Annotated in this window: 22 protein-coding genes; 5 read left to right on the top strand and 17 right to left on the bottom strand. The window is 39.1% G+C overall.

The window, feature by feature from the left end; translation table 11 throughout:
• Positions 1–16 precede the first annotated feature (16 nt).
• The 5 genes from HMPREF2574_RS01040 to HMPREF2574_RS01020 form a co-directional block, all read right to left on the bottom strand.
• Positions 17–2206, bottom strand: a complete 2190-nt coding sequence (locus HMPREF2574_RS01040; protein ID WP_042754091.1) for a PTS transporter subunit IIBC — start codon at positions 2204–2206, stop codon at positions 17–19.
• A 210-nt stretch (positions 2207–2416) separates the two neighbouring features.
• Positions 2417–3106 (bottom strand): response regulator transcription factor, encoded by a 690-nt coding sequence (locus tag HMPREF2574_RS01035; RefSeq protein WP_024052511.1) that lies wholly within the window; start codon positions 3104–3106, stop codon positions 2417–2419.
• Positions 3107–3114: 8 nt separating this feature from the next.
• Positions 3115–4539: an NADP-dependent phosphogluconate dehydrogenase gene (gene gndA / locus HMPREF2574_RS01030; protein ID WP_070812071.1), complete on the bottom strand. Its 1425-nt coding sequence runs from the start codon at positions 4537–4539 to the stop codon at positions 3115–3117.
• Positions 4540–4836: 297 nt separating this feature from the next.
• The gene (locus HMPREF2574_RS01025; protein ID WP_070812070.1) at positions 4837–5460 is read right to left on the bottom strand and encodes a DNA alkylation repair protein; all 624 of its coding nucleotides are present in this window, start codon (positions 5458–5460) and stop codon (positions 4837–4839) included.
• Positions 5461–5510: 50 nt separating this feature from the next.
• The gene (locus HMPREF2574_RS01020; protein ID WP_070812069.1) at positions 5511–6047 is read right to left on the bottom strand and encodes a DUF177 domain-containing protein; all 537 of its coding nucleotides are present in this window, start codon (positions 6045–6047) and stop codon (positions 5511–5513) included.
• A gap of 112 nt (positions 6048–6159) precedes the next feature.
• Here HMPREF2574_RS01020 and HMPREF2574_RS11090 point away from each other — a divergent pair, with 112 nt between their 5' ends.
• From HMPREF2574_RS11090 to HMPREF2574_RS01010, 3 genes are all read left to right on the top strand, one after another.
• The gene (locus tag HMPREF2574_RS11090; protein WP_024052515.1) at positions 6160–6366 is read left to right on the top strand and encodes a helix-turn-helix domain-containing protein; all 207 of its coding nucleotides are present in this window, start codon (positions 6160–6162) and stop codon (positions 6364–6366) included.
• A gap of 21 nt (positions 6367–6387) precedes the next feature.
• On the top strand, positions 6388–7017 hold the full coding sequence (locus HMPREF2574_RS01015; protein ID WP_373878890.1) for an Rgg family transcriptional regulator: 630 nt from the start codon (positions 6388–6390) through the stop codon (positions 7015–7017).
• Positions 7018–7206: 189 nt separating this feature from the next.
• Positions 7207–8436 carry an MFS transporter gene (locus tag HMPREF2574_RS01010; RefSeq protein WP_070812068.1) on the top strand — a complete coding sequence of 410 codons (1230 nt, stop codon included), beginning with the start codon at positions 7207–7209 and terminating at the stop codon, positions 8434–8436.
• A gap of 97 nt (positions 8437–8533) precedes the next feature.
• Here the strand turns inward: HMPREF2574_RS01010 and htpX are convergent, their stop codons facing one another.
• Together htpX and HMPREF2574_RS01000 are read right to left on the bottom strand one after the other, a co-directional pair.
• The gene (gene htpX, locus HMPREF2574_RS01005) at positions 8534–9430 is read right to left on the bottom strand and encodes a zinc metalloprotease HtpX (RefSeq protein WP_024052517.1); all 897 of its coding nucleotides are present in this window, start codon (positions 9428–9430) and stop codon (positions 8534–8536) included.
• 1 nt (position 9431) lies between these two features.
• A complete protein-coding gene (locus HMPREF2574_RS01000; protein ID WP_024052518.1) occupies positions 9432–9992 on the bottom strand; it encodes a LemA family protein in 561 nt (186 codons plus the stop codon).
• A 147-nt stretch (positions 9993–10139) separates the two neighbouring features.
• Between HMPREF2574_RS01000 and rsmG the strand changes: the two genes are divergently transcribed.
• Positions 10140–10853, top strand: coding sequence for a 16S rRNA (guanine(527)-N(7))-methyltransferase RsmG (gene rsmG / locus HMPREF2574_RS00995; protein ID WP_024052519.1), 714 nt, complete (start codon positions 10140–10142; stop codon positions 10851–10853).
• Positions 10854–10891: 38 nt separating this feature from the next.
• Here rsmG and HMPREF2574_RS00990 read toward each other — a convergent pair whose 3' ends face one another.
• The 7 genes from HMPREF2574_RS00990 to HMPREF2574_RS00955 all read right to left on the bottom strand — a co-directional run bounded on the left by HMPREF2574_RS00990 (position 10892) and on the right by HMPREF2574_RS00955 (position 18097).
• Positions 10892–11719 carry a glycosyltransferase family 8 protein gene (locus HMPREF2574_RS00990; protein WP_070812067.1) on the bottom strand — a complete coding sequence of 276 codons (828 nt, stop codon included), beginning with the start codon at positions 11717–11719 and terminating at the stop codon, positions 10892–10894.
• A gap of 21 nt (positions 11720–11740) precedes the next feature.
• Positions 11741–12493, bottom strand: coding sequence for an SDR family oxidoreductase (locus HMPREF2574_RS00985; RefSeq protein WP_024052521.1), 753 nt, complete (start codon positions 12491–12493; stop codon positions 11741–11743).
• A gap of 32 nt (positions 12494–12525) precedes the next feature.
• Positions 12526–13362 (bottom strand): energy-coupling factor transporter transmembrane component T family protein, encoded by an 837-nt coding sequence (locus HMPREF2574_RS00980; protein WP_070812066.1) that lies wholly within the window; start codon positions 13360–13362, stop codon positions 12526–12528.
• Entirely contained in the window at positions 13355–15034 is a 1680-nt protein-coding gene (locus HMPREF2574_RS00975; RefSeq protein WP_070812065.1) for an ABC transporter ATP-binding protein, read from the bottom strand. The genes HMPREF2574_RS00980 and HMPREF2574_RS00975 overlap by 8 nt, the downstream gene beginning before the upstream one ends.
• Positions 15035–15044: 10 nt before the next feature.
• The gene (locus HMPREF2574_RS00970; RefSeq protein ID WP_070812064.1) at positions 15045–15806 is read right to left on the bottom strand and encodes a nucleoside phosphorylase; all 762 of its coding nucleotides are present in this window, start codon (positions 15804–15806) and stop codon (positions 15045–15047) included.
• Positions 15807–16684: 878 nt separating this feature from the next.
• Positions 16685–17233 carry an ECF-type riboflavin transporter substrate-binding protein gene (locus HMPREF2574_RS00960; protein ID WP_327083116.1) on the bottom strand — a complete coding sequence of 183 codons (549 nt, stop codon included), beginning with the start codon at positions 17231–17233 and terminating at the stop codon, positions 16685–16687.
• Between the two features lie 15 nt (positions 17234–17248).
• Positions 17249–18097, bottom strand: a complete 849-nt coding sequence (locus tag HMPREF2574_RS00955; protein ID WP_024052527.1) for an SAM hydrolase/SAM-dependent halogenase family protein — start codon at positions 18095–18097, stop codon at positions 17249–17251.
• A 285-nt stretch (positions 18098–18382) separates the two neighbouring features.
• On the opposite strand from HMPREF2574_RS00955, the gene HMPREF2574_RS00950 reads away from it, so the two are divergent.
• Complete coding sequence (locus HMPREF2574_RS00950; protein ID WP_070812062.1) at positions 18383–19246, top strand: IS982 family transposase; 864 nt, start codon at positions 18383–18385, stop codon at positions 19244–19246.
• Positions 19247–19525: 279 nt separating this feature from the next.
• Here HMPREF2574_RS00950 and HMPREF2574_RS11085 read toward each other — a convergent pair whose 3' ends face one another.
• The 3 genes from HMPREF2574_RS11085 to HMPREF2574_RS11075 form a co-directional block, all read right to left on the bottom strand.
• Positions 19526–19672 carry a transposase gene (locus HMPREF2574_RS11085; RefSeq protein ID WP_306806728.1) on the bottom strand — a complete coding sequence of 49 codons (147 nt, stop codon included), beginning with the start codon at positions 19670–19672 and terminating at the stop codon, positions 19526–19528.
• Positions 19673–19992: 320 nt separating this feature from the next.
• Complete coding sequence (locus HMPREF2574_RS11080) at positions 19993–20103, bottom strand: hypothetical protein (RefSeq protein ID WP_373878889.1); 111 nt, start codon at positions 20101–20103, stop codon at positions 19993–19995.
• Between the two features lie 51 nt (positions 20104–20154).
• Positions 20155–21000, bottom strand: coding sequence for a transposase (locus tag HMPREF2574_RS11075; RefSeq protein ID WP_373878888.1), 846 nt, complete (start codon positions 20998–21000; stop codon positions 20155–20157).
• Between the last annotated feature and the right edge of the window lie 122 nt (positions 21001–21122).

The following is a 21122-nucleotide window of genomic DNA, read 5'->3' as shown; positions in this document are numbered from 1 at the left end:
GATTTCTCTTTTCTATTTACAATTCTACTTTAGCAACAACTGTTTTCGCTGCTACTTTGCCGAATGTTTCAACGGTTACAGATTTAATAGCTTGTGCATTTGTGAAGACAACAACTGTTGAAGTTTCACGACCTGCTGCTTTGACAGCTTCTAAATCAGCTGTCACAAGAAGATCACCTGCTGCAACTTTTTGTCCTTCTGCAACATGCACTTCAAATGGTTTACCTTCAAGACTGACTGTATCAAGTCCGATATGAACAAGCACTTCAAGACCATTATCAGTCAAAAGACCGAGAGCGTGCTTGGTAGGGAAAATGCTGCTAACCGTACCTGCTACTGGTGAGTAAATCTTGCCATTTTCAGGTTCAACAGCAAATCCGTCACCCATCATTTTTTGAGAGAAGACTGGATCTTTGACATCTGTAATCGCAATCACTTCACCGTCTGCGACTGTCTCAACTTCTTCTGTCACGCCTTTGTAGCTCGCTTCGGCAGCTTGTGAAGCTGTCATTTGGCTCGGAAGAGTTTCAGGAATCACTTCGCCTGAGTCAAGTAAGTCTTGAATGTCAGATTTCAAAACATCCGCTTTTGGTCCATAAATTGCTTGAACACCTTGACCTTTCATCACCAAGCCCATAGCTCCTTCGGCTTTCCATTGCTCTTCTGTACCAACTTTTTCTGCATCTTTAACAGTTACACGAAGACGTGTCATACATGCGTCAACATCAACAATGTTTGCACGTCCACCAAGAAGATTGATAATATTCACAGTTTGAGATGCTTCTGCTACTTTGCCACCAGCTGCGGTAGACGAAGGACTATCTTCTCCATCAGCTGTTTCATAGTTTCCGTTACGTCCTGGAGTTGCGTAGTTAAATTTCTTAATCATGAAGTTGGCAATAAAATACATTCCAACTGCAAAGAGCACTGTTACCCAAACAAAATTAATAATATCCATACCCAAACCAGCATTGATGGCTAGTGGAGTACGAGTCAGAAATTCGATTGAACCAAATGAGTGCATACGCAAGTGAACAATATCTGCCATAGCAAAGGCTGACCCTTGCACAACAGCATACACCAAATAAAGAGGTGTTGCAACAAACATAAACATGTATTCAATTGGTTCTGTAACACCTGTTAAGAAAGTTGCAAGTCCTGTTGCAATCATCATCCCTTTGTATTTATGTTTCTTATCATCATCTACATTTCGATAAATTGCAAAGGCAACCCCCATCAAAATACCAAATGAACCAATCATTTGCCCAACTTTAAAACGAGCTGGAGTAATACTATTTAGAAGATGTTGATATTGGTCAGCGTGTGAACCTTTTAAATTAACAAGGTCTGTTACCCAAGCCAACCATAATGGATCTTGACCAAATACAGTCGTTCCTTTAGCAGCCCCTGTCAACACTTCATATGTCCCACCTAATTGAGTATAGTTGATTGGAATTGTCAACATATGGTGAAGTCCAAATGGTAAAAGAAGACGTTCTAAAGTACCAAACAAGAATGGTGCGAGAATTGGAGCTGTCTTTTGAGAGTTAGCAATCCAAATACCAAAATTGTTGATTCCAGTTTGAACAACTGGCCAAAATACTGCAAGAATCAAAGCCACAATTGTAGAACGCAAAATAACAACGAATGGCACAAACCGTTTACCATTAAAGAATGAAAGCGCATCTGGTAATTTACGGTAATTATAATATTTGTTGAAAGCAGTTGCTCCAACAAAACCGGCAATGATACCAACAAACACCCCCATATTAAGGGCAGGAGCTTCAAGTACACTTACAAAATAATCAGCCACCTTAATGGTTCCACCAAAGACAGTTTTTACAGTAGCTCCTTGTTTTGTAAGAAGGTCTGAAGTTACTCCAAAAAAGACCCCTGTAATACGGTTAATTAAAATAAATGACAGTCCGGCCGCAAATGCACCACCAGCACGTTCCTTTGCCCAGCTACCTCCAATAGCTAATGCAAACAAAATGTGAAGGTTTCCGATAACTCCCCAACCAATTTGCTCAAGAATACCGCCTGTTGTAACAAGAGCAGCTACGTTTGGATTGAGCATTGGAATTGACTTACCAATACTGATCATCAAACCAGCCGCGGGCATTACTGCGATAACGACCATCAGAGCTTTTCCGAATTTTTGCCAAAATTCGAAACTGAATATGTTTTTGAATGTCTCTTTCATCATTCATATCTCCTTATAAAATTTTCTGAAAACGCTTTCCGCAAACGTTTGCATTTATTTACTCTTTAATTATATCATATATTTCTATTTTGTAAAGCGTTTTTATATAATATTTTAAAAATTTTTCCTATTTCTTGCTTGCAAGTTGTAATAGACTAGGGAAATATGCCCATTAGAAAAGTGCAGAAAAACGATATTTCCTGCACCTCAGAGTTATTCTTGCATAGCATAACCAACACCACGCACGGTTTTTATATAACTTTTTTGCCCCGCTATATCAATTTTACTACGAAGATAGCGAATATAAACATCGACAACATTTGTTTCAACAGCTCCTTCGTATTTCCACACGCGTTCTAACAACTGTTCACGGCTTAAAGCCTGATGACTTCCCATCAATGTTGCTAATAAATCATACTCTCTTCGAGTCAAAGCAATCACTTCTTCACCTCGATAAACTGTATGATTTTGCACATCAATCCGAAGATTCCGATAAGATGTTGGAACTTTCATCTGACTACAATGCTGGTCAATAAAATCACGCCCACGAAAAATGGCAGAAATTTTTTCAACTAAGTCCGTCACAATGAATGGTTCTACCATGTAAGCAACAGCAAAGCGTTGGATTTCCTCAGTATATTGAAGAATATTATCACGATTATCCAATACAATGATGACCGAAGCAGGCTTTATCACACTTAATTGTGCGGCAAATTCTGTTCCTGTCATATCGTCAAGCATAAAATTCAACAGGAATAAATCGTATTGATTAGCTCTCGCAGACGCCAAAGCATCTTTTCCTGTTTCAAAAAGATCAACTCGATAACCTTCTTTTTGTAGCTCTAAGCCAATAAATTGCGCTAATTTTTTTTCTTTCTCAACTAATAAAATCCGCTTCCCCATAGCTTATCCTATTTTTCATCATACCAAGAATAGTGGTAAATGCCTTCTTTATCCTTGCGTTCATACGTATGCGCTCCAAAGTAATCGCGCTGCGCTTGAATCAAATTAGCTGGCAAGTTTTCTGCACGATAGCTATCAAAATAAGCAATCGCACTAGAAAAAGTTGGCACTGGCACACCCGCCTGAACAGCTAAAGCAACTACATCACGAACAGCTTGTTGATATTTTGCAGTAACATCCATAAAGTATTCATCAAGAAGTAGGTTTTCAAGATCTGCATTACGGCCATATGCATCTGTAATTTTTTGCAAGAAACGAGCACGGATGATACATCCAGCACGCCAAATAGAAGCAATTTCACCAAATGGAAGATTCCAAGCCTGCTCTTTAGATGCGACACGCAATTGTGAGAAACCTTGTGCATAAGACATGATTTTCGAGAAGTATAGAGCTTGGCGAATTTTTTCAATTAATTCAGCCTTATCCCCATCAAATTTAATAGCAGTAGGTTTTGGAAGAACTTTGCTAGCTTGAACACGTTCTTCTTTATAAGCAGAAATATAACGTGCAAAAACAGACTCCGTAATAAGTGGAAGTGGAACACCAAAATCAAGAGCTGATTGGCTCGTCCATTTACCCGTTCCTTTATTTCCAGCTGCATCCAAAATGTAATCAATGATTGGTCCATCTTGTCCTTCATCATCTTTACGTGTCAAAATATCAGCAGTGATTTCAATCAGATAGCTATCCAACTCACCCTTATTCCATTCAGTAAAGATTTCAGCCATTTCTGCTGCTGAAAATCCAAGCAAGTGCTGCATTAAATCATAACTTTCTGCAATTAATTGCATATCGCCATACTCAATCCCATTGTGTACCATTTTTACATAATGACCTGCACCATTTGGTCCGATATAAGTTACACATGGCGCACCGTCTTCTAGTGCTTTCGCTGAAATTTCTTCCAACACGTCTGCTACTAATTCATAAGCTTCTTTTTGCCCACCAGGCATGATAGACGGTCCTTCAAGCGCACCTTTTTCGCCACCAGATACACCTGTTCCGATGAAATTGATTCCTGAATTTGCCAATTCTTCTGAACGACGAATGGTGTCTTTATAGAAAGTATTTCCACCGTCAATCAAGATATCTCCCTTATCAAGGAAAGGTAAAAGTGCCTGAATCGTTGCATCAGTTCCTGCCCCAGCTTTGACCATGAGCATGATACGACGTGGTTTTTCAATAGAATTTACAAAACTTTCCACATCATAACTTGGAACAAAGTTTTTTTCAGGGTGAGATGCAATCACATCTTCTGTTTTATTCGCTGAACGGTTGTAAATTGCTACTGTATAACCACGAGATTCAATATTAAGGGCAAGGTTACGACCCATGACGGCCATACCAACAACACCAAAATTCGCTTTTGTCATTTTGTACTCCTCTTTTAGTTTGTTTTATTTTATCATTTTTATGCGTGAAAATAAAGGATTTGTTGTTTTACATGAAACTATTTGCTAGCATAAATAGAAAAACATATAAGTAAAATAATTCTTAGAACCTGTCCCCGCAAAGATAGTTTTGTCAGCCGAAGATTCACTCCTCAGTTAATCTAGACAAAAATTTGCAAGAATACTGAATATATGTCAAAAAACTTTAATAACGGACGAGTGACGGAGAATAGTCTTTTATATATGAAAAAGTTGTCTATAGAATACAAGCACTTATATTTATATATGTGTGCCAATGAATTTACTAGCTAATTGATAAACCTGTCGCTCTGCTTTATTGGTTCCCCACGTCTTGAGTTCCGATTTTACAAGTTCTGGAAATTTTTTACTAATATCTTTTAAAGCATTCCCTACGGACTTTCTTACGTATTCACTAGAGTCTAATCTTAAGTTCGACAATCTTTTTATCGCTTCCTGAGGATTCTCATTAAAATAAGGTCTGCTAGTCCATATTCGTAAACCTTCTGTTACTGCTCTTCTTGTATTTGGCTGTTCTGCATGTAGCCACTCATCAATTATATCTAGAGATTGCTCATATCCAACTCTTTTGCAATACTTATCAAAGGATTTTGCTAGAATTTCCTGAACTCTCCAATTCTTATCTTTCGACACTTCTTCTTTCATAAAATGCAAAACTGCCTTATCATCAGACAAATATCCGAATAAAAAGACAGCATACATCCGAACTTGATATACCTCTGATTGATAAGCTAATTTAGCTAATGCATGCACTTCTTTTTCTTCATAACTTTCAAAATCTAACTGCGCTCTTTTCTCAAATTCTTTAAAACCATTTTTTATTTCAGAAAAATCATGCTCTAATCTTTTTATGTATTTTTGCATATTCTGCTCCTTTTTCCAATAAAAAATATGGCAAACAAAAATTAGATTTTTCACTCCTCATCAAATAGACCTTGCAGGCTAGCAAAAGGACTGTTCTTCTCTTTTTGCTCTTGTTTACTTTGCTGATACTCTTCTTCGGTCATGACCTGCCAATCATTTCCTGAAGGCATGCTATCACTCGCTTCCTCCTCGGCTGTCAGCACTTTAAGAGGGATATGCAATAAAATATTATCTGCCACACTTTCAGCTAGATTGATTTCTTCATTTTCAATCGGCAACACTAAGTCATCCGCTATCAAATCCTGATCCACTTTTCCACTATGCGCTTCAGCAAAAACTTCATTCACCAAGTAGCTCTCTTTTTGCTCTACCGGCTCCATACTGCGACTTGACGCCAGAGTAATGGTATAAGACAAATCATAATCTAAAAAGTAAAGACCGTCCTCATATTGCACTCTTCCACTTGCAAAAATATCTTGGACATTTAAAATTTCAGGATTGCGCACTTGCAATTCTTGTGTCAAATCAAATCCTTGCTCAAAAGCAAGACCATCTGGATTTTTACGTATTTCTTGAATATGTAACATCATTTCCTCATTTGTATTTAAATTTCTAATTTTATTATACCATTTTTAAGATGAGAAATAGGAGAGAAACCATTATTTTGTTATAATAATAACAATCAAAAGGAGGATTGCGATGGATAATTTAGGTCGTATATTTAAATCTTTCCGAGAAGCTAGACATATTTCCTTGACAGAAGCAACCGAAGAAGAATTTTCAAAGTCTATGCTGTCACGTTTTGAAAATGGTCAGAGTGAACTTTCTGCTCAAAAATTATTTACAGATCTTGAAAATATCCACACAGATGTGAACGAATTTACTCTAGCAGCTCATGAACATTAAAAAAATTCCGAACAACAACTAATTGATACCCTTCAAGAACAGTCTGATAATCCAGATTTTATCGAAGCTTTTTACTTAGAAAAACAAGATCTATATCAAAAATCCAGAAAAAAAGAAGATAGGATTGAATCTATTATTGTCAAAGGTTTTCTTTGCGCTCTAAAAGATGGAATTACAGTTTCCACAGAGGAAAGTAACTTTCTTCACAATTATCTCTTTTCTGTGGATATTTGGGGGTTGTACGAACTTAAACTTTTCGCCTTTTGTACGACTATTCTCTCCTCAAAACTTTATACACAATATACAAAAGAAATGATCAACAGAAAAGATTTTTTAGGCTTATTTGAGAGCAATCGTTATACTATTCATACCATTTTTATAAATGGCTTCTTTCTAGCTATTGAATCAAGACACTTTGCGGAAGCTGCTTTCTTCGAAAACTGGATTAAAGCTCATTTTTATAAGGAAAATGAAGCCTATCTACGGATCGTTTTTAAATTTGCTCAAGGAGAACTCCTATTCCTTCAAGGAAATAAAGAAAATGGATTGAAACAAATGAAGCAAGCTGTCCATATCTTGCAACTATTAGATTGCCAGACTAGTGCCGAATACTATCAAAATGGAATCGAAAAGCTTCTCAAAGAAAATTAACTTTTGTTGAATATGTGCAACGTTTTGCTGACGTTGCCTTTTTTCATTTATACTAAAATATATAAAGTTTGCTTGCAAGTTACTTTTCCATATCGTTCACTTACTTAGGATTTATTCCCACTTGCGAAAAGGCTATTGAATTTACTTTTTTGCTTGTTATAATCATTGCAACACATATAGGAGGTTATCATGAAACTTATTTTGAGAAATAAAGTATTTGCTTTTATTAGTCTGTCACGCATATTCAATATCTTGGGCTCTTCCATTTATAATATTGTTTTTGTAGTCTTTGCATCCAGTTTACCAAATCCTAAATTTGCTGTTGGAATTGCTAATTTTATCGTTCTCGTTCCAGTGTTTTTCACTATTTTTGTGGGAATGAAAGCTGATCAAACAGCCCATAAAGCTCGTTGGCTCATTCACATGGGCTATCTCCAAGCCCTGCTTTTTGTCTTTGTAGCATGTCTAACTCGCTCAACTTCTTATCTAGCTTTTTCTGTCGTTTGTTTGCTAAATATCGTATCAGATATGATGAGTGATTATCGTAGTGGTCTGCAAATGCCTATTTTGAAAAAGAATCTAGCAGAGGAAGAGATGATGCCAGCTTTCTCCTTTATGCAACTAATTACTTATCTCTGCAATCTTGCCGGACAAGCATTAGGAGTTTGGCTTCTTGCTGTCAGCAACCAACAATTTGCGTTGGTCGCCTTCATCAATGCCTTAGCCTTCCTACTTTCTTCCACTACTCTTTATTTTGTTCGTCATAAACTCACCCATGACCCAGTCAAAGAAAATGAAAATCCTCTTCCTCTCAAACAACAATTCCTAAAAATGTATCACAGCTCCAAACTAATTTTTGAACAAAACGGAGACAGCCATTTTTTGACTTTACTCTTTCAGATACTAATACTCAATGCACTCGGCGGCTCTATTATGGCCATTTACAATCTTTATTTATTGGATCATCCTTTATTTGGACTTCCTTTCAGTCAATCTCTTCTCATTTTTGAAACAACGATTATTTTAGGAGTTATCTCTGCCAGCCTGACTCCCAATGATTATTTTAGCAAACTTTCCGTCAATAAAATTGCTTTTTGGGCTACTTTAACCATTGCTCTAATTGGCTTCATAAATCTTCTCCAGCTACCTGTTTTCCTTACTATTTTTGCTGTTTTCTTTATCATGTATCTTTCCGGAAAAGTCAATCCAAAAATCAACAGCATGCTCCTCAGCAAACTTCCATTAGATATCTTAGCACAGACTTCTAACTTTCTGAGTTTGCTGTTTAGTTTTTCTGTCCCATTTGGAACCATGATCTTTACCAGTCTCGCTATTTGGAATATGAAAGTCACTTGGATTGTGTTTACAATCTGTGGCGTGCTGTCTCTCTTACTCTCATTCCAAAAACAACATAGATAAAGCTATCGCAACTAAAATTTATATGGTGAAATACAAAAAAAGATTGGGACAGACAGTCATGATTGCGGCACAATCATAGTAGTCTATCTCAACCTTTTTACATTTTTCTTAAGCGCTCCACTCGCTCTGAAATCGGCGGATGAGTGTAAAATAGCTTTTGAAGTCCACCTTCTTTTTTCGGATCATTAATATAGAGAGCTGCACTAGCGTCATCAACTTTGTGGTGCATCGGCTCGCTATTTTCTAATTTCAAGAGAGCGTTAATCATCCCTTGCGGATTGCGCGTTAATTCTACACTTGAAGCGTCTGCCAAAAATTCACGTTGACGAGAAATCGCCAACTGAACCAAAGTGGCTGCTAAAGGAGCTAATATAATCGCAACGAGCGATAAAATCAACATTAGAACGCCCAAACCATTATCATTATCTCGGCTATCACGTCTGCGACCACTCCCACCAAACCACATCATACGCCCTGCCAAGCTCGATAACATCGTTACCGCACTAGCAAGCGCTACTGCAATCGTTGAAATTCGAATATCATAATTCCGAATGTGACTCACTTCGTGTCCAATAACAGCTTCCAATTCTTCACGATTCATTAGATTTAACAGACCCGTTGTCGCAGCAACTGCTGCATTTTCAGGCTTTGAGCCCGTCGCAAAGGCATTAGGCGATGAATCCTCTACAATATATACCCGTGGCATCGGAACTTGCGCTACCATCGCCATATCTTCTACCACATGGTACAAATCAGGAGCTTCAGCCTCAGTGACTTGGCGAGCACCGTTCATAGACATGACAACCTCAGTAGACTGAAAAATCATGCTAAAAGCATAAATGCCGCCAATGATAAAGGCAATTATCACACCACCGAGAGTTGAATCTAACCATAAATACCCTACCGCAGCACCAATAATCGCTAACAGAGCAAAAAAAGCAATTAAGAGAACCCACGTTCGTCTTTTATTACTAGCAATTTGATCAAAAAGCATATTAGTCACCTAGACCGCTAAAATCAACTTTTGGTACGGATTTTTCTTCCTCTGGGACAGCTAAGAAATCTGCCGGCTTAAAGCTAAACATTCCGGCAATAATATTACTTGGAAATATTTCCAGCTTCACATTGTAATTGCTTGTTACACTATTATAAAGTTGACGAGAATACGAAATTTTATTTTCAGTATTAGTCAATTCTTCTTGCAATTTTACAAAGTTCGTACTTGCTTTCAATTCTGGGTAATTTTCTGCAACTGCAAAAATGCCAGAAATTTGACGCGTCAAGGCATCACTTGCTTTCATGGCTTCTGCTGGCGTTGTAGCAGCTGCCACTTGACGACGAAGCTCTGTTACCTTTTCAAGCGTTGATGCTTCATATTTAGCATACCCTTTGACTGTTTCAATCAGGTTTGGCAGCAAATCATTTCGACGTTTTAACTGAACATCAATTTGACTCCACGCTTCCTTGGTTTGCATACGACTTTTGACAAGACCATTGTAACTAGCAATCACAAACAATATCAGTACTACAACAATGGCTAAAATAATCATCCACATAATCATTCTCCTTTAAATTTATTATAGACATTATACCAGAAAAATTAAAAGAATAAAAATTTAGACTTCTGTAGCAAGAGAAATTTTGAAGATTCTCTTCTGATTATCTGGTATAATAGAAATAAGAAATACAAATAAGGACAAATGATGACACCCGAAGAATTTTATGAACTCTTAAAACAGCAGCAAATTGAACTCACAGACCGACAAAAGAAGCAATTTGAACACTATTTTGAACTGCTCGTTGAATGGAATGAAAACATCAATCTGACAGCTATTACTGACAAAAAGGAAGTCTATCTCAAGCATTTCTATGATTCCATTGCGCCAATTTTACAGGGACGGATTGAAAACAAAAGCATCAAACTATTGGATATTGGAGCAGGGGCAGGTTTTCCGAGTCTTCCGATGAAAATCCTCTATCCAGCATTAGATGTGACGATTATTGACTCTCTAAACAAGCGTATTCTGTTTTTAAATCACTTGGCTGACGAGTTAGGTTTGGAAAACGTTCATTTTTATCATGGTCGGGCAGAAGATTTTGCTCAAGATAAAGACTTCCGCGCCCAGTTTGATATTGTAACTGCACGCGCTGTTGCTCGTATGCAGATCTTAGCCGAGCTGACCATTCCCTTTCTTAAAGTTGGCGGGCGTCTTTTAGCGCTCAAAGCTAGCAATGCTCCTGAGGAATTAACAGAAGCAAAAACCGCGCTTAGCCTTCTTTTCAGCAAAGTCGAAAAAAACATTCATTACCAACTCCCCAATGGCGACCCGCGGTATATCACGGTTGTTGGCAAGAAAAAAGAAACTCCCAATAAATACCCACGCAAAGCAGGAATTCCTAATAAACGGCCGTTATAAAAAGAAAAACCAACCATTTTAATTGGTTGGTTTCGTTTTTATCTGCCAACTTTTCGGCTGCGATGTTGGTAATGCTTGTAAAGCGCGGCATAGCGTCCGTGGTATTCTTTCAGCCAAGGCTTATCTCGACCGCAAAAGTGAAGAAAAACGGTGTTCTCAATCACCCAATCCAAGTCCCACTCTCCTTTACTCCGAGCATAATATAGCACATTGTAGCGTGCATCATAGTTATACAATTCATCTGGAATCTGAATTGTCAAATGTCCATACAAAGCATTCAGCACATCTTGATCCGGTAAAAAGAGTTTAAAACTGTTTTGAGCAATGTAATCTAAAATAGCTTCACGCTTCACTTCTTTCCGAATGCTGGTCAAATTCATAAGTAAAACTCCTGAATTATAGTAACTTTCTGCCTCAAAATTCTGTAAACGCATCTTATTGACTAAATCTGTCATATTGGCATCTGATCCATGACTAGCCGCAGCATATAAAGAAGCTCCTAACTCCATTTCATAAAGAGGACAAATATCATTCAGACATAAAATATCTGCGTCTAGGTAAAGAATTCTGTCTAAGTCTTTAGGAAGGTATTCATGTGCCAGCAAGCGATAGTAGATTGTTTCTGGATACCGATCAGTGCTGGGGGCGTCCTCAAATGCTTTTTCCCCAATTACGACTGGTTCATAGATGATTCCTAGTGCCTCACAAAATTCCTCAATCTCCACATTCCTTTTTAACAATTTTTTTTGCAAAACAAACACATGCAGCAAAGCTGACGGTGAATTTAGGTAAACGGAATACAAGGTTGTTTTAAATTGCTCGACATAGCGATCATCGATTGAAAACAAAAGGTTTATTTCTGTCATATTCTCCCCATTCTATCTCATCTATTCTTCTCGAAAAACAGGCTGCGCTCCAAATGTTTGTGAAACAGGCATGATTTCAATCCGGTTAATATTGACATGAGGAGGCTGTCCAACAATCCAAGCAACAGTATTGGCAATATCTATTGGCTGAATAGCATGAGCTCCTTCATACAATTTTTCAGCTCGTTGATCGTCCCCTTTAAATCGGACATTTGAAAATTCTGTTCCCTCACAAAGACCAGGTTCAATGTTAGTAACACGAATATGATGTCCTGCCAAATCAGCACGTAAATTCAAAGAAAATTGCTTCACGAATGCTTTACTAGCTCCATAGACGTTGGCACCTGGATAAGGAACCGTTCCAGCAGTCGAACCTAGATTGATAATCAATCCGCTATCTCGCTCTACCATTTGCGGTAGGATCTGACGTGTTAGATAAACCAAACCAATAATATTGGTCTGAATCATCGTCAGCCAATCTTGCATATCTGCCTCATAAGCCTTGTCTAAGCCCAATGCTAGGCCTGCATTGTTGACCAAAATATCAATCGTTCGCCAATCCTCTGGCAAACTTTCTAAGGCCTGATCCACGCTTTTTGTATCCGACACATCCACTTGAAGCGGATAAAAATTTTCAAGACCTAATTCCTGATGAAGTTGTGTCAGCTTTCCCAATCTTCTCGCTGAACCAATCACTCGGTGACCTTCTGCCACCAATCGACGACAAATAGCTTGACCAAAACCAGCTGAAGCTCCTGTTACCAATGCAATCATTTCCTTCCTCCTATGTACATTTCAATTCTCATTTATAGCCAAGGATTGTAAAATCGACCATGATTCACGACAAAGAGTAATAGACTGAATAATAAAAATAAACCAGCCAGTACAATTACTTCAATATCCAACCTCTGAAAAGCCTGATAAGTGTACCATGTCCGCTTCTTATTTTTGCCAAAACGCCGCAATTCCATAGCTGTCGCAATCGTATCAATCCGTTCCAGCGAACTAAAAATCAATGGAATAATGATTTGCAGGTTCCCTTTGATGCGCTGGCTTAATTTTGCTTTTTTGGACAATTCCAAACCACGCGCTTCTTGCGACATTCTGATCAGGTAAAATTCCTCCTGCAGGTCAGGAATATAGCGCAGCGTCAAACTGACAGAATAGGCAATTTTATAAGGAATTCCGATTTGATTCAAACTGGATGCAAACTGACTTGGGTGAGTTGTCATCAGAAAAATAACCGCCAAAGGAATGGTGCAGAGATATTTTAAGAACAAATTAAACAAATAAAAGATTTCCTGCGCAGTCACGGTATAACTGCCTAATCCGCTGAACCAGACCGTCTGTTGACCATAAATCTCCACTCCGTACTGAGGAGCAAACAGATAAACCATGATAAGATTCAAAGCGGCAAAAATACCTGCAAAAGCCAAAACAAACGATACATCTTTAAAATGAATGTTCGAAACTCTAAAAAGAAAGAGTGAGCCAATCGCGATGACCAGCAGCAAGCGAGTATCGTAACTAATCATCGCTGCAGTTGATACCAAAATGAAAAACAGTAACTTACTCGCTCCGGATAGGCGATGCAAAAAGGTCGTTCCCGCATGGTAACCAATAAGTTTTTGTTGATTAAGCATGGTTTTCCCCCCTTTCTTGCATATAAAATTCTGTTAAAGCGAGCGGATCAACTTCCAATTTCTCAGCCAAGGAAAAGATAGACGTTTCCTTGAGGTTCGCTGCCTGAATCAAAGTCTTATCTGTCAAAACTTCGGCCGGTGTTTTGTCTGCCAAGATCTTTCCGTCTAACATCACAACCGCACGGTCAGAATAATCCAGCATCAGCTGCATATCATGTGTAATCATGATAATCGTATGCCCTTTTTGGTTCAATTCATCTAAGAAATTCATGATTTCTGTGTAATTGCGCTGATCTTGGCCAGCCGTTGGCTCATCTAAAAGGATAATCTCTGGTTTTAACACTAAAATCGAAGCAATGGTCACCCGCTTCTTTTGCCCAAAAGACAGAGCAGAAATGGGCCACTGCCGAAATTCATATAAACCGCAGGTTTTTAGCGCAGCCAATACACGCTCTTTTATCTCATTTTCTGCAATCCCACGCAACTTCAAGCCTAAAGCAACCTCATCAAAAATCATGGTCGTAGAAATCATCTGATTTGGGTTTTGCAAAACGTAACCAATCCGTTCTGCCCGCTCTTTAATGGAGTCGCCTTTGATGTCTCTTCCCTGCCAAGTATAGCTTCCTTCTGTTGCGATAAACTGGCAGAGCGCTTTGGCTAACGTGGATTTTCCAGCACCGTTTTTCCCGACAATGGCAATTTTTTCGCCTTTAGAGATTGTAAAATCAATATCTTGTAAAACCTTTTTCTCACCGTAGGCAAACTGGACATTTTTCAACTCCAGCAAATCATCCTGTGCCTGTGATTTTTGAATAGAAACTTTTTCACCCAAAAACTGAACAGCGGAGACATCTATCTGAGCTAAATTTGCCAACTGTGCAGAATTTTCCAGCTGAAAACCAAGCTGACGCAAGGTGGTCAGATAAAGTGGCTCTCGAATCCCATTTTCGGCTAATAAATGCGTATGCAGCAGATTATCAGGACTGCCGTTAAAGAGAATTTGTCCGTCATTGATGAGGACAATCCGATCAATAGACCGATACAGCACATCTTCCAGACGATGCTCGATAACAATCGTTGTTGTTCCTGCTTCCGCATGAATTTGGTCAATCAGCTCAATCGTATCCTGTCCCGACTTCGGATCTAAATTTGCCAAAGGTTCATCAAAGAGCAAAATCGGACTTTCGTCAATCAGCACCCCGGCCAAACTGACCCGCTGCTTCTGCCCACCAGATAAGTCTTGGGGGCGCTGGTGCAACAATGATGACAAATCCAATTTCTCCGCCCACAAATGAACCTTTTCTCTCATCGTCGGCAAATCCACCATGTCATTTTCCAAAGCAAAGGCCAAATCTTCTGCAACACTCAGCCCGATAAACTGACCGTCTGTGTCTTGCAAGACGGTACTGACAAGGTTGGACAGATCATAAATACTGCTGCCAAATGCCGACTTCCCTTGAATCCACAGATTCCCAGTCATTTCTCCATGATAAATAGTTGGAATAATTCCGTTTAAGCATTGCCCAAGAGTGGACTTTCCCGAGCCAGACGGCCCCACGATTAAGACCTTTTCTCCCTCATAAATCGTCAAATCAACATTTTTCAAGGTTGGTTCTGTCTGTGCTTGATACTGAAAACTAAAATTTTCAAATTGAATAATTGGTTTTTTCATAGCATGTTCTCTATAAAGCAAGGGCGATCTGAATCGCCAAGTTAGCCACTTTGTCTTTTTCGTCTAAGTCTGCATGATTGGCTAAATTGCGCATATCCCAGGCTTCTTCTGATAAGTGGTCCGCCGCATAAAAGAAATGGCAAACGGAAATCTCACGAAAAGCTGCCAAAGCTGCAACTGCTGAACATTCCATATCTACACAAATAGCACCCATTTCTTTTCGCTTACGGAGTTTCGCAGCTGTTTCACGATAAATACCGTCTGTCGTCCAAACTTTTCCAACTGTATGAGAAATTCCTTTATCAGCTAAAATTGACTGTAAAAAATCCCGCAAACCGACATTTACTTCTATCTCATCAGAAGCCGGCAGGTAATGATAACTGGTCCCTTCATCACGAATCGCAGTATGGGGCACGATAATAGACGTTTCCCTAATCATTTCATCTAAAACACCACATGTTCCAAAAAGAACCAGCTTCTTCATTCCAAAGACAATCAGATCTTCCAAAATGGCGATACAGGCAGCTGCCCCTACTGGTGAATTGAACACGGCGATTGCCTTACCTTTTATAACAATCTTGTAAATGGGAATTTCAATATTTGCCATGGAAATGGAGGTCAATAGCTCATGCTGAAAATCAGCCAGCATGCGCTTAAAGGTCTCACGGGCAAAGCAAGACACCACTGTTTCTGGAAAATCCGGTAGCGCCTCCACCAAATCTTCTGGATTGATAATCGCCTGACGATTTTCATCAAATTCCTCTAAAATCATCCACTTCTCCTCTTGTACTTACTCACTCTATTGTAGCACAAAAGAAAATAAGATGAAAATCAATTTTGAAGTCCGCTACACCTGCCGCAAAATTAAATCTTGAACGTGAAAAAGAATCTGACCAAACAAAAAGAGTTCAGCTTCTTGCCGCCCCTACACGGTTAATGAGAAAGTGCGACAATGGTTAAAATGCTCAACTCGGTCGACGGAGTAAACCAAAACTCGTTGAGACTATCGACCCAGTCAACGAAGCAAACTAAAACTCATTAAAAGTATCGACTCGGTCGACGGGACAAACCAAAACTCATTGAGACTATCGACCCGGGCGACGGAGTAAACCAAAACTTGTTGAGACGGGCGACCCAGTCGACGAAGTAAACTAAAGCTCGTTGAGACTATCGACTCGGGCGACGGAGCAAACCAAAACTCATTGAGACTATCGACCCAGTCGACGAAACAAACCAAAACTCATTGAAACTGTCGACCCGGTCGATGGGACAAACAAAAACTCGTTTCTTCTGTCCGACCCTCAGATAACATGAACTAAAATCAGTTTGCTCCGTCTGAGCCTCGGATGACATGAACCAAAATCAATTTGCTCCGTCTGAGCCTCGGACGACATGCACCAAAACTAGTTTACTCCGTCTGAGCCTCAGAAAGCTTACCCAGACAATATTTTCCGTATTAGGTGCTTTCTTAAGCTTAAAAAGCAAATGAAAAGCTCCATCATAGGGCATTTTGCCATTATAAAGTAAGAAACTGAGGCAAAAATGCTCAGCTCCTTTGTTTATATAGTCATCAGAATTATAAGACGCAGTGGTGAGAATAGGAAAAAACATTTTCAAACCTTCGCTCCATCTCACTCCCGCTTCCTGTCACTAATCTTTTTTCAAACTTCCTGATTTGGTTTGCGTGCGGGCATAAGCCAGCAAAAGCGCTGTCCCTGCAATAGCAACGGTCAAACCATTAGAAATCGTTGCAACAAAGCCCTGTACAAACACTTTGTTTACAGGCTCATTGTAAATCAAAATATCACCAAGCGGCGCAATGACAATCCACACCACAGCATTGGCCAACAGTTGAATTACATTGAACGATACAATATCTTTTGCTTCAAAAATACCTTGCATAACACGGAGTCTTTTCCGAAACAGCCCAATAATCAAACCAAACAAACCGCTGGCAATGACCCATGACCACCAAGGATTTCCATATTGCAAAGAATCTTTTAAGGCATGCCCGATGAAGCCCGTTAAAAATCCAACAACCGGACCAAAAATCACGCTAAATAAGGCCTGCAAAGCATACTGCAATTGAATGCTGGTATTTGGCACAGGAGTGGGAATACTAATCATTCCAATAACGACGAAGAGGGCTGCTCCAATACCCGTTGCGACAACACTTCTTATTGAATTATTTTTCATAATAATCTCCTTTATTATTTATTTTTCAATCCGCTTGATTTCAATACTCCATTGCGCTCCGACTCCTACATTATAGGCCTTCGCAAAAGACCCCTGATTGATCGCCAGACCAACACGATAAAGAGAATTGATATACAAAATCGGCTGACCAATCCGTACATCCGCAAAAGATTTCCCATAAGTCACCTGGTTCTGATAGACCAGCATATCGTTATTATAAATCGTGACCTCAAACCGATTACCAAATTCAGGACTAAGAGTATAAAATTCCTCACGTGTAATAGACGTCCATAGCGAACCAAAACGAACATCTAAAATATCAATAGCCCCACTAACAAAATCATTCCCAATTGTCGTTTCTGCAACAGGAATTTCTACAATTTCATCTATACTTAATTCTGGGCCCACTTCTTCAAAAGTAATGTGTCCGCTTGCTAACTTCGCACCAGTATAAGCATAAACATCACGACCATGAAACGTATAAGAATGCTCCGTATTTTTTCGGCGATTTTCCACCTCCGAAATCTCACGAATCGCTAGAATTCCCACATGTTTCTTGATAAAAGAAAGTGTCCCATTATTTGGCGTGACAATATACTGATTTTGTACAGTTTTGGCAACCACGCTTTTCCGCTTCGAACCAACGCCTGGATCCACAACGGAGACAAACGTTGTCCCTTCCGGCCAATAATTCACCGTTTGAAACAAACGATAGCTTCCCTCAAAAATATTATAAGGCGTAATATCATGAGTCAAATGATGTATTTTTAACGTTGGGGATTCCTCTAAGGCCACACCGACCATTGCCGATACAGCCCCATCTACCAAACCAAAATCTGACTGTAATACCAGTAAGTTATTCTGCATTTTCTCTCCTTTATTACACTTATATCATAACATAAATTAAATTTCTTATCCATATCTATTTTTTATCACGTTGATAAATACTCTCTATAGCTATTTGCCAATATCCCCCAATAACTAAATACCGAATGGCTACTTTAACAAAACATGTCATTCTAATTCAAACTTGGTACAAATCTCTAATATTAAAAAATAACATTAACCCGTGGTGCTAGTTAACCTCAAAACACCATAAAAAGCCCAAAAAGACTATACTGTAAGTGACGAAACAAACAGGAGGTTATCCAAATGAGCCACTTACAGTATACCGCTAAATCCCATCATTTACAATGGAATATGAAGCAATTATCAAAAATTTGTCATCAGCTTTATCGGGATTATTGCCCTGATTCATTGAAACATCGTCATAATGTCAGCCTGTCAAAAGTTTCAGATGAATCTCTATTAGTCTTACTGCTATTGCAAGCTGAACTAGGAATCAAATCTCAACGTCATTTTCACCGAATCTGCCAACTATTTCCCTGTAGCCGACTGCTGGAAATAAGTCGCTTCAATCGTCGTTCAAGGCAGTTGATTTGGTTGCTACAACTCATTCGTCAGGCGATGAATAACCAAATCTCCTCCGATACGATTGCCATCGTAGACAGTTTTCCCCTACCACTTTGTCAGTCTGTTCGTAACCATAGAGCAAGTATTTTCGAAGGATTGGCAGACATTGGCTACAATGCGTCAAAACACTTATGGTTCTATGGTTTCAAAGTTCACATACTCGTTACCTTATCTGGTCATATTCTGAACTATATTGTCACGTCAGCTTCTGTTCATGATATCAAAGTGGTGGAGGATTTATTGGAAGGCTGCCAACAATCTGTGATTTTAGCAGATTTAGGGTATATCAGCCAGGCTCTTAAATATCGGTTGAAACAGAGAGGGTATCATTTATGGACGCCCTTACGTCAGAATATGGGAAGCGCGAGCCAGCATAATAACTGGAGATTATTGGCTATGAGGCGAACCATTGAAACGCGCTTTTCTGAGTTATGTGCTCTCTTTGATATGGAACACACCTTTGCCAGAGGAATAGTTGGACTACAGTTGAGGATTGAACAAATCCTATTGACTTATAATTTGAGCTATTTTGAACTTAACTAGCACCACGGGTAACATTACTATTAAAATATAATAATTTCTAACATAATATTTATAAAATTTCAGATCTCTCCAGAATGTAACATATGATTCAAGAAATTGATAACAAATCAGCCAGCGACATTTGAATATAAAAAAGAAAAGCAAATTGTTTCACCTCTATTTCAATATTCGCTGGCATCTCCCCGCTACAATTATATTGAACAAAAAGAAAAATAGCCTGAGACAAAAAGATTTCTCAGCTAATAAAAGAGAGATTCACATTTGGTGTAAGTCTCTCTTTTAGTTTTTAGTTAATTTCTTGTTATATTTCAGTAGGTTATTGGCCATGAGAACCAAGCCCATGTCAATTTTAACCTGACGTCTGCCTCTGAGATTACATCGTTTGTCCCCCAAACAAGCCTTTATCTGACCAAAGACAGGTTCCACATCAACTTTACTTGGGCAAAGATGTGACTGCCTTCGTCAGACAAAAGCGCTTGGCTTTCTTTTCGTTTTAAGACTTGATATCGCTCATTGACGTAAAGTCCCTTTTGCGAAGCCAAGTCAGGTTGTTCTGCCTTATAAACCCTGATTTTCTGCTTGAAACCTGTCGTGATATGGCTGTGTTTGAGGTGGTCAAATTGGTATACCCAACCCTCTAGATGGGTGTAGAAATCAGCTGTTCCATCGTAAGTCTAGTTATCCAAATTCCTATTAGATTCTTTGTGTTTTTTATTCTGTTCCTTGTCAAAAAGACCATATTTAATCTAGTGGTCAACGCCCATCCTATCCAAGGTGAGAAGATTCTCCTCGCTGCCGTATCCCGCATCGGCGACAACCCTTTTTAACTCATGTGGATATGTTTCTAAAAAAGGCAAGAGCGTTCTGGTATCTGTTGGATTTGGATAGATGTCATAGTGAAGGACGAACTAATTTTCAGTAGCGATTTGTAGGTTGTAGCCAGGTTTGAGTTGTCCATTTCTCATAAGATCTTCTTTCATTCTCATGAAAGTCGCATCATGATCCGTCTTAGAAAAACTCTTTCGACCTTGGAAGGTCTCTTGATAAATCTCACATTTTTCGGCCCGCACTGAAAAGTCATCCTTGACTTTACGCAGGACTTTCTTGAGCTTGCGGCGTTTGGTCTTACGATCGTCCTTACCTTTAACTGGTGTTTCCTCAATGTCTTGGCTCAGTCCAGCCAATTCTTCTTCAAGAAGTTGAGCGAACTCAGTCAACTGTTCTGAGGAGATGGGCTCTTGTGTATCCACTTCAATGGCTTGATGGATAAGAGGCGTGATTTCTTCTTGGAAATAGACCTGCATCTGTTCTTGAAGTTTAGCGGAGAATCTCTCTGTCGCTTTCTTCCAAACGAAACTGTACTTATTGACGTTGGCCTCAATCTTAGTACCATCAATGTAGAGACCATCAAGTGTTACCAACTTTTCCATTTTCAACTGAAGGTTGAGTTCGATAAAGAGTTCTCGCAGCAGATTTTCCATCCCGGCAGCTACACGGAAACGGTTGATGGTCCGGTAGCTGATAACCAACTGCCCTATCAAGTACTGCATGGCTAGATTTTCTGTTATCATCTTTTCAATCTTACAACCAGAGAAACTTCCTTGGGAATAAGCAAAGAGGAGGGCAGACAGAAGTAACTTTGGGTGATAGGAAGGGCGACCAAAATCATGTAGAAAGACTGAAACTGACCGTCTTCTAGTGCATTGACGACCTTTTCGATAGTGAAGACGATGTGGCCTTGGGGTAAGACACAAGCAAGTTCTAGTGGCAAAGTTGTCTGATTTGTGTTATAGTGAATGTGCATGAGATAGCCTTTCTAATATTTTCTAGACAACTATATTTGGCTCTATAATATTTGTAGTGGGTAAATCCCCTA

This window comes from Streptococcus sp. HMSC034E12 (assembly GCF_001835915.1).
GTDB lineage: Bacteria > Bacillota > Bacilli > Lactobacillales > Streptococcaceae > Streptococcus > Streptococcus vaginalis.
The sequence above is the reverse complement of the archived record's forward strand: the minus strand, read 5'-3'. Positions and strand labels throughout refer to the sequence as shown.

Coding starts and splice junctions, on each gene's coding strand:
- HMPREF2574_RS01040 (WP_042754091.1), bottom strand. CDS start 2,206: ATGATGAAAGAGACATTCAAAAACATATTCAGTTTCGAATTTTGGCAA.
- HMPREF2574_RS01035 (WP_024052511.1), bottom strand. CDS start 3,106: ATGGGGAAGCGGATTTTATTAGTTGAGAAAGAAAAAAAATTAGCGCAA.
- gndA (WP_070812071.1), bottom strand. CDS start 4,539: ATGACAAAAGCGAATTTTGGTGTTGTTGGTATGGCCGTCATGGGTCGT.
- HMPREF2574_RS01025 (WP_070812070.1), bottom strand. CDS start 5,460: ATGCAAAAATACATAAAAAGATTAGAGCATGATTTTTCTGAAATAAAA.
- HMPREF2574_RS01020 (WP_070812069.1), bottom strand. CDS start 6,047: ATGTTACATATTCAAGAAATACGTAAAAATCCAGATGGTCTTGCTTTT.
- HMPREF2574_RS11090 (WP_024052515.1), top strand. CDS start 6,160: ATGGATAATTTAGGTCGTATATTTAAATCTTTCCGAGAAGCTAGACAT.
- HMPREF2574_RS01010 (WP_070812068.1), top strand. CDS start 7,207: ATGAAACTTATTTTGAGAAATAAAGTATTTGCTTTTATTAGTCTGTCA.
- htpX (WP_024052517.1), bottom strand. CDS start 9,430: ATGCTTTTTGATCAAATTGCTAGTAATAAAAGACGAACGTGGGTTCTC.
- HMPREF2574_RS01000 (WP_024052518.1), bottom strand. CDS start 9,992: ATGTGGATGATTATTTTAGCCATTGTTGTAGTACTGATATTGTTTGTG.
- rsmG (WP_024052519.1), top strand. CDS start 10,140: ATGACACCCGAAGAATTTTATGAACTCTTAAAACAGCAGCAAATTGAA.
- HMPREF2574_RS00990 (WP_070812067.1), bottom strand. CDS start 11,719: ATGACAGAAATAAACCTTTTGTTTTCAATCGATGATCGCTATGTCGAG.
- HMPREF2574_RS00985 (WP_024052521.1), bottom strand. CDS start 12,493: ATGATTGCATTGGTAACAGGAGCTTCAGCTGGTTTTGGTCAAGCTATT.
- HMPREF2574_RS00980 (WP_070812066.1), bottom strand. CDS start 13,362: ATGCTTAATCAACAAAAACTTATTGGTTACCATGCGGGAACGACCTTT.
- HMPREF2574_RS00975 (WP_070812065.1), bottom strand. CDS start 15,034: ATGAAAAAACCAATTATTCAATTTGAAAATTTTAGTTTTCAGTATCAA.
- HMPREF2574_RS00970 (WP_070812064.1), bottom strand. CDS start 15,806: ATGATTTTAGAGGAATTTGATGAAAATCGTCAGGCGATTATCAATCCA.
- HMPREF2574_RS00955 (WP_024052527.1), bottom strand. CDS start 18,097: ATGCAGAATAACTTACTGGTATTACAGTCAGATTTTGGTTTGGTAGAT.
- HMPREF2574_RS00950 (WP_070812062.1), top strand. CDS start 18,383: ATGAGCCACTTACAGTATACCGCTAAATCCCATCATTTACAATGGAAT.